The organism is Micromonospora sp. M51, assembly GCF_018070305.1.
Taxonomy (GTDB): Bacteria; Actinomycetota; Actinomycetes; order Mycobacteriales; family Micromonosporaceae; genus Micromonospora; species Micromonospora parva.
The window spans coordinates 1-6,394 of record NZ_JAGPXZ010000334.1 but is presented as its reverse complement, the minus strand read 5'-3'; the positions used below and the strand labels follow the sequence as shown (position 1 = coordinate 6,394).

Here is a 6,394-nt window from a genome sequence, read left to right as displayed (position 1 = left end):
GCTCGACCCGGGCGGTGACCGGCCGTTCGACGCGGTCTTCGTGACCCCGCAGCGGCAGGACGACTGGCTGGAGGACGTGCCGGACGCCCCGCACCGCTACCTCGTCGGCACCGGGGCGGGTCGGCTGACCGACGTGCCGTTGGGCTGGCTGGACTGGTCCGCCGAGGTGCTCCGCCACTCGGACGTCACACCCGACCACACCGCCATCCGCCCGTCGGACCCGGCCAGCGCGGACGGCACCACCTACGGCCAGTGGGGGGCGCTCGCCCGGGAGGTCGCCGCGATGATGGACCTGCGGGCCGGCGACCGGCTGTTGGTCGACGCTGCCGAGACCGAGCAGCCGCTGAAGTGGTTGCTCGCGCCGCTGTCGGCCGGCGCGTCCGTGGTGATCAGCGCCAATCTCGACCCGGTGCGGCGGGATGCGGTCGTCGCCGCCGAGCAGGTGACCCGGGTCCTCTGAACCCCGCCGGAGCGCCCGAAACAGCGCTGGTCGGTCCGGTTCCGTTACATCGTCATCTGCCCTGCTCAGAGGGGCTTTTGTCGATGTCGTCGGCGTGTTCTCATACCGAACAGCGACGCCATCGACCTGGCACCGCCTCCCTCACGAAAGGTGCACCGATGCGCAGAAGATCGACCTTCCGACTCGCGGTCCTCACCGCCACCGCCGCGACGGTCCTGGCTTCCGGCGGCGCCTCCGGGGCGCTCGCCACGGCCGCGCCCGCGACCGCCTCCCCGGGCGTCGCCGCCTGCGAGCCGGGTGCCGACGCGCACGGCGCGGCCCGGGTCGCCAAGGGCGCCACCGCCCAGGAGCCGGCGCTGTACGCCAAGAACGAGGCCAACGCCTACGGCGTGATCAAGGACGCGCCGCGCCTGCCCAACGGCAGCGTGACCATCCCGACGGTCTTCCACATGATCTCCGACCATCCGCTCACCGCAGCCGAGACGACCAGGTGGAACACCCTGATCGCCGCGCAGATGACGGTCCTCAACGACTCGTTCGCGGGCCGCACGGCCGGCGACGCCGCCAACACCCCGTTCCGGTTCTCGCTCGTCGACACCACGTGGACGGTGAACAGCGCCTGGTACACGGTGGTGCCCGGCAAGAACGAGCGGGACATGAAGAAGGCGCTGTACACCGGCGACTCCGAGACCCTGAACGTGTACGCGGCCAACATCGGCGGCGGGCTGCTCGGCTGGGCGTACTTCCCGAAGGGCTACAACAACGGGCGCGACTACATCGACGGCGTGGTGATGCTCGACGAGTCGATGCCGGGTGGCACGGCCGGCAAGTACGCCCTGGGTGACACGCTGACGCACGAGGTCGGGCACTGGCTGATGCTGGAGCACACCTTCGCGCACGGCTGCTCCGCGTCCGGCGACTTCGTCGCGGACACCCCACGCGAGGCGGCGCCGCAGTTCGACTGCCCGGTGGGTGCGGACTCCTGCGCCGCGCCCGGGCTCGACCCGATCCACAACTTCATGGACTACACCGAGGACTCCTGCATGAACATGTTCACGCCGGGTCAGGCCGACCGGATGAGCGACGCCTGGGTGGCGTTCCGGGCCGGCGGCGCCGGATAGCCCACTGGAGGTCCGGGCCGGTGGGTCGCTCTGCGGCGACCCGCCGGCCCGTCTGCTTCACCCGTCCGGCGGAGCCCTGCCAATCCCTCGATCCGCACGTTGCCGACCCCCGACGTCGTGACCGGTCAGCCCGGACGGGTCGGCCCGACGATCCGGGCGCGGGTCAGTTGGCGAACAGCGCCTCTGCGTCCTGGCCCGTACGCCTCGATCTCGGGCTTGCAATTGAGCCCGAGCTCCTTCTCGACGCCGACCTCGATCCAGAGCCTCTGGCAGCCGTAAGTGTTCTGCTAGCGCTGGTGGTAGCCGCGCAGCTCCCGTCGTACCGCCTGGAAGACGTCCTTGAGTGCCCGGCCGGGGATGTGCACGTCCAGATGGCCCTCATCGGCGAAGAACGGGTCCGGGTTCATGCCGTGGATCTGCACCGCACGCCAGCCGACCAGGGGGTCTGACACACCACCACGGGAGGCGATGCCCAGCGGTCGACCCATTTCGGGTGGTTACGAGGTATTTGAGGCCAAAACTACGTTTGCCCTACATCGGGTAGTCCCGCCGATATTGTGACTCCGGCGCGTCCTGGGAAGGGCTCGAGATGTGCCGACCCGTTCCGGTGGAGGGGACATGAGGGAAAACACGGAACGTAAGCCGCTGGCGAGTCCCCGGCACATCAAGGCCGCATCGGGTTTGAGCTCCGTGCTGATCGTGGCCGGCATGACCACAGGCGTCACCCCCGCTCAGGCGGCCGAGGTGGTCCACAAGGCCCGCGCCGAGCGCAGCTACCAGGGCACGCCCGGGCCGCTCGGACAGGCGCAGGCGTGGCAGCCCGGCGCAACCCTCGTGCGGGACGGCGGCCCCGACGGATGGTCCGGTCCGCAGGGTTGGCAGTGGCAGGACCAGGAGCCGGGTCGACGCCACCATGACGGCGGCAAGGTGGGTCCACAAGGTCCACAGGGTCCGCAGGGCGAACGCGGGGGACGTGGTCCACGAGGCCCACGTGGCTTCCAGGGTGCTACCGGCGCGCAGGGTTTCCAAGGTGAGCAGGGTGAGCAGGGTGAGCGGGGTCCGCAGGGTTCGCCGGGTCCCCAAGGGCCGCAGGGTTTCCAGGGCCCCCAGGGTCCGCAGGGTGTGACCGGTTCGCCGGGTCCGCAGGGCTCGCAAGGTTTCCAGGGTGCGCAGGGCGAGGCCGGTCCGCAGGGCGACGCCGGGCCGCAGGGTTCGCAGGGTGAGGCTGGCCCGCAGGGCGCGCAGGGCCCGCAGGGTTTCCAGGGCGACGCCGGGCCGCAGGGTTCGCAGGGCGAGGCTGGCCCGCAGGGCCCGCAGGGCGCGCAGGGTGCGCAAGGTTCGCAGGGCGAGGCTGGCCCGCAGGGTCCGCAGGGTTTCCAGGGCCTGCAGGGCGAAGTCGGGCCGCAGGGTGCGCAGGGTTCGCAGGGCGAGGTCGGTGCGCAGGGTTCGCAGGGTTTCCAGGGCGAGGTCGGTCCGCAAGGTGCGCAGGGCCCGCAGGGTTTCCAGGGTGCGCAGGGCGAGGCCGGGCCGCAGGGCCCGCAGGGCGCTCAGGGCGCTCAGGGCGCTCAGGGCGCTCAGGGTGTCCTGGCAGGCGTTCATGTCGAATCTTCTGATGTGCCTGGGACCGGCTTCCAAACCGTCAGCTGCCCCACCGGTGAAGTGGCGACGGGCGGCGGCTACACCACCAACGGGACCGTGAACGTGGACAGCCCGCTCGTAGTAGGAGGTACGCCGGTCGGATGGCAGGCCAACTTCCTCGGAACGGAACCCGGCCTCGTCTATGTCATCTGCGCGCCCGCCACATCGTGATCAGCGAAGCACCCACAATGATCGGCAGGAAGAGGAAGACAGTGAGAATGCGACAGGTGTTCGGCACACTTGCCTGCGGCTCTGTGCTGCTGGCTGGGGCGGGTGCGTGCAGTGACGACAAGACGCCCGTGGCGAAGGAATCCGGCGGGACCGTCGCTCCAGGTGCCGGGCAGGAGGACCCGGGGGTCCTGCTCCAGCAGGGTATCGAGCAGGGGCAGGCCGGCAAGCCCGACGAGGCGAAGGCGACCTTCGAGAAGGTGGTCGCGCTTCAGGGAGACAACAAGTTCGCCTGGTTCAACCTCGGCTACCTCGCCCAGTCGCGTAACGCGACCGGCGAAGCGATGGCGGACTACGACAAGGCACTGCAGATCGACGACTCCTACCGGCCGGCCCTTTACAACAAGGCAATGCTGTTGGAGGAGGCGAAGCCGGACGAGGCGGTCGCGCTGTATCGCAAGATCGTCGGTGCCGATGAGGGCGCTTCCACGGCGTACCTGCGATTGGGGTTGATGCTCGTCAAGCAGCACGACCGGACGGGCGCCCGGGAGGCGTTCGCGTCGGCGATCGGCGCGGATCCGAAGCTTGCGTCGGCCGTCCCCGAGGACTTCCGCCCGCAGAAGACAAAGAGGTGATCGTGTGGTGACGGCACCACACGTCACGGTTTTCACGGGTAGCAACCGAACCCGCTTCCTGGACGATTGTCTGCAGTCCCTGCTGGCGCAGACGTACGCGGACTGGGAGTGGGTGGTCATTCTCAACCAGGGCACCCGGTGGCGCCCCGAGGCGAACGATCCACGGATCCGCCTCCTGGTGCGGGACGGGCTGTCCGGTGTCGGTGCGGTGAAGCGACAGGCCTGCGCCGAGGCGTACGGGGACATCCTCGTCGAACTCGACGACGACGACCTGCTCAGCAGCGACTGCCTGGCGCAGGTCGTGGCCGCCTTCGACGCGAACCCCGGCGCGGGCTTCGTCTACAGCGACACGGCTCAGATCAGCGAGGACGGCGGCCGGGACGACTCGCGGTTCGCCGCCTCGCACGGGTGGCGCTACCGCGACGAGCGGGTCGACGGGCGTGAGGTGTTGGCCTGCCACTCGCTGGAGCCGACGCCGCACAACGTCAGCTACATCTGGTACGCCCCGAACCACGTCCGGGCGTTCCGACGGGATCTGTACGAGAAGGTGGGCGGCTACAACGAGGAACTCGACGTGGCCGATGACCTCGACCTGATGTGCCGGCTGTACCAGGCGGCCGAGTTTCACCAGATCCCCAAGTGCCTTTACCTGCAACGGATGCACGCCAGGAACACCCAGCGCGACCCTGAGGTCAACGCGCGCATCCAGCGGCGGTCCGTGGAGATCTACGACCGTAACATCCAGTTCAACGCGTTGGCCTGGGCGAAACGGCGGGACCTGCTGGCCCTGGATATGGGAGCGGCACACAACAAGCCGGAGGGGTTCCTCGGGCTGGATCGCCGTGCCGGGGACGGCGTGGACATCGTCTGCGACGTCACGAAGGGGATCGACCTGCCGGACAGCAGCGTCGGGGTGATCCGGGCGGTCGACTTCCTGGAGCACATCCCGGACAAGATCGGGATGTTCAACGAGTTGTACCGGGTCCTCGCCCCGAACGGGTTGCTGCTGTCCCTGACGCCCAGTTCGGACGGACGGGGCGCGTACCAGGATCCGACGCACGTCGCGTTCTACAACGAGAACTCGTTCTGGTATTTCACCAACGACCAGTACGCACGTTTTGTGCCGGAGATCCGCTGCCGATTCCAGGTGTCTCGCCTGGGCACGTACTTCCCGAGCGATTTCCACCAGGCGCACAACATCCCGTACGTCGTCGCGAACCTGATCGCGGTGAAGGACGAGACCCGCAACGGAGGTCCGTTGACGATCTGAGCCGACGGCCGTGACACGGTCCTGCGCCCGCCGGCTAGGTGTACTGCCCAGGGAGAGGCTGAGTACGACCGCGAGCCCGTAGGCGAGGGGTGCCAGCATGGTCTGCTCCGATTACGCGTCGCCTCACCCGTCCGGTGGAGCCGAGCCGTTCCGCCATTTCTCACGTTTTGCCTGCTCGTACGCTGCGCCGAAGGCAGTTGGCACGCTCACAGCCGGCGGAGGGCAATGGTGGCGTCGAGGCGTACACATCGGACAGTGCTGTCGGCGGTCGCCGGTGGGCTGTTCGCGCTGGGCGTCGTCGCGCCCGGCCCGGCTGCGGCACCTGGCCCGGCGGCGGCGCCACTGCCCCGCGCGGCCCAGGCTGACGGCCCTTCCGTCCCCGACCCGCGCGAGCCGCGCCCACCGCTGCTTCCCGCGGACTTCCAGGGCACCGGCCGGTACATCGTGCGGGACCTCGGCATCGACGTGCCGTTCTCGTGGCAGGGCCGCGACGGCAACAGCCAGATGATCGCCGGCGGCCCGGACCACCCGATCTGGTTCACGAACCTGATCTACGAGAACACCCTCTACACGCTCACCTACCGGTGGCCGAACATCCCACTGTTCCCGCCGCGCGAATGCAGCAAGGTCCCGGGGTTCTTCAACCGGCAGATCTTCAACGACAAGCTGAAGACCGCGCGCTACGTGGGGCCGGAGATCCTGCAGGGTGCCAAGGACCGGCACGTCGACCACTGGCGGGTCGGCGTCGTCGGCGGGTCCACAGTGCCGGGGGAGTTCTTCCGGTTCCCGCTCGCGCTCGGCGACATCTACGTCGACCAGCGCGACCCGAGCCGCTGGTGGCAGGTGTTGCAGTTCGGCCTGCAGAACCTCTTCGACCCGGAACTGGACGAGTGGTTCACCATGGACACCTTCGACCACCGCCCCGGCCAGGTAACCCTCCCCGACCGCTGCCCACCCCCCACGCCCTGACCCCCCGGCCCAGACCCCGACCGACCGCGCCGAACCCGACCGACCGCGGTGCTCCCGACCGACCGCGGTGCTCCCGGCCGACCGCGTCGAACCCCGGCCGACCGCGGTGATCAAGAAGTTTGCGTCACCGATC

General features: G+C 69.3%; 7 protein-coding genes. 5 read left to right on the top strand and 2 right to left on the bottom strand.

The window, feature by feature from the left end; translation table 11 throughout:
- The coding region (locus KBX53_RS18460; RefSeq protein WP_247675831.1) for a TIGR03089 family protein at positions 1 to 460 on the top strand (460 nt) is incomplete at its 5' end.
- 158 nt (positions 461 to 618) lie between these two features.
- On the top strand, positions 619 to 1,581 hold the full coding sequence (locus tag KBX53_RS18455) for a zinc metalloprotease (protein ID WP_210860607.1): 963 nt from the start codon (positions 619 to 621) through the stop codon (positions 1,579 to 1,581).
- Positions 1,582 to 1,868: 287 nt separating this feature from the next.
- Here the strand turns inward: KBX53_RS18455 and KBX53_RS18450 are convergent, their stop codons facing one another.
- Complete coding sequence (locus KBX53_RS18450) at positions 1,869 to 2,033, bottom strand: hypothetical protein (protein ID WP_210860605.1); 165 nt, start codon at positions 2,031 to 2,033, stop codon at positions 1,869 to 1,871.
- A 79-nt stretch (positions 2,034 to 2,112) separates the two neighbouring features.
- On the bottom strand, positions 2,113 to 3,180 hold the full coding sequence (locus KBX53_RS36420) for a hypothetical protein (protein WP_247675830.1): 1,068 nt from the start codon (positions 3,178 to 3,180) through the stop codon (positions 2,113 to 2,115).
- Positions 3,181 to 3,446: 266 nt separating this feature from the next.
- On the opposite strand from KBX53_RS36420, the gene KBX53_RS18440 reads away from it, so the two are divergent.
- From KBX53_RS18440 to KBX53_RS18430, 3 genes are all read left to right on the top strand, one after another.
- On the top strand, positions 3,447 to 4,022 hold the full coding sequence (locus KBX53_RS18440) for a tetratricopeptide repeat protein (RefSeq protein WP_210860601.1): 576 nt from the start codon (positions 3,447 to 3,449) through the stop codon (positions 4,020 to 4,022).
- A gap of 7 nt (positions 4,023 to 4,029) precedes the next feature.
- Positions 4,030 to 5,292, top strand: coding sequence for a glycosyltransferase (locus tag KBX53_RS18435; protein ID WP_210860599.1), 1,263 nt, complete (start codon positions 4,030 to 4,032; stop codon positions 5,290 to 5,292).
- 255 nt (positions 5,293 to 5,547) lie between these two features.
- Complete coding sequence (locus KBX53_RS18430; RefSeq protein ID WP_210860597.1) at positions 5,548 to 6,261, top strand: hypothetical protein; 714 nt, start codon at positions 5,548 to 5,550, stop codon at positions 6,259 to 6,261.
- Positions 6,262 to 6,394: the final 133 nt, after the last annotated feature.